At 54.4% G+C, this 811-nt stretch carries 1 pseudogene; it reads right to left on the bottom strand.

Annotated features, from left to right (window positions below):
* Positions 1 to 811 (bottom strand): annotated as a pseudogene (locus INT22_RS17040) (ribonuclease E/G); the annotation flags it as partial.

Here is an 811-nt window from a genome sequence, read left to right as displayed (position 1 = left end):
GCGCTGTCATTCGCGGTTTCTGAAGCAGCGCTCGTGTCTGAAGCAGTTGTATTGCTCACTGCGTCGCTGTCTAAAGAAGATGCTTCCGGCTGCTCAGCAAACTCTGGTGAGCTTGCTTCAATGCTAGCTGCTACGCTTTGCGACGGTGTCTGAGTGTTAGCGTCACTGTCGACAGTCTCAGCAGTCTCAGCAGTCTCAGTAGTCTCAGCAGCTTTCGGCGCTTCTGCATGTGTGTCGGCGTCTGCGGATGTCTCTTGTGCCGTCTCCTGAGGTTCTTGAGACAATACAGGTTCCTGACGCACAAGTTCTTGAGATACAGGTTTTTGAGACTCAGAAGGTTCTTGAGGCTCAGCAGCTTGAGATAGCGACTGCTGGGGCTTGTCAGTCTCTTTTGCAGTTTCTTCGTCACGTGAGCTTACTGATTCGCTGTTGGCGGTATCAAACTCTTTCACGTTTGAAGTGCTCCCTTCCTCCAGCTCTACTCCTGCATCAGCTTTCACGAGCTCAGACGAACCGCTAGCCGCCTCTTGGGGCGCTTCTTGAGCAGCAGTTGCGTCATCAGTTGGCTGTTGAGGTTTGGCCTCAGCGCTTTTCTCTACACCTTCCTCTGCTTCAGGTTCCGCTTTCTCTGCCGCTTGCTGAGGTTGGCGACGCTGGCGCGTAGCCTTGCGTGCTTTCTCCGCCTTTTCGGCAGGGCGCTCAGCCGTTGTTCCATCGGCAGCTGCTGATTCCTCTACAGCTGGTTCAGGCGCTTCAGTGGCTACTTCAACGCTTGGTGTGGCAGCTGTGCTGGCCTCATCTTGTAAAGAGG

The sequence above is a fragment of the Halomonas sp. 3D7M genome (assembly GCF_014897885.1).
Classification (GTDB): Bacteria; Pseudomonadota; Gammaproteobacteria; order Pseudomonadales; family Halomonadaceae; genus Vreelandella.
This window is presented reverse-complemented; position numbering and strand designations above follow the sequence as displayed.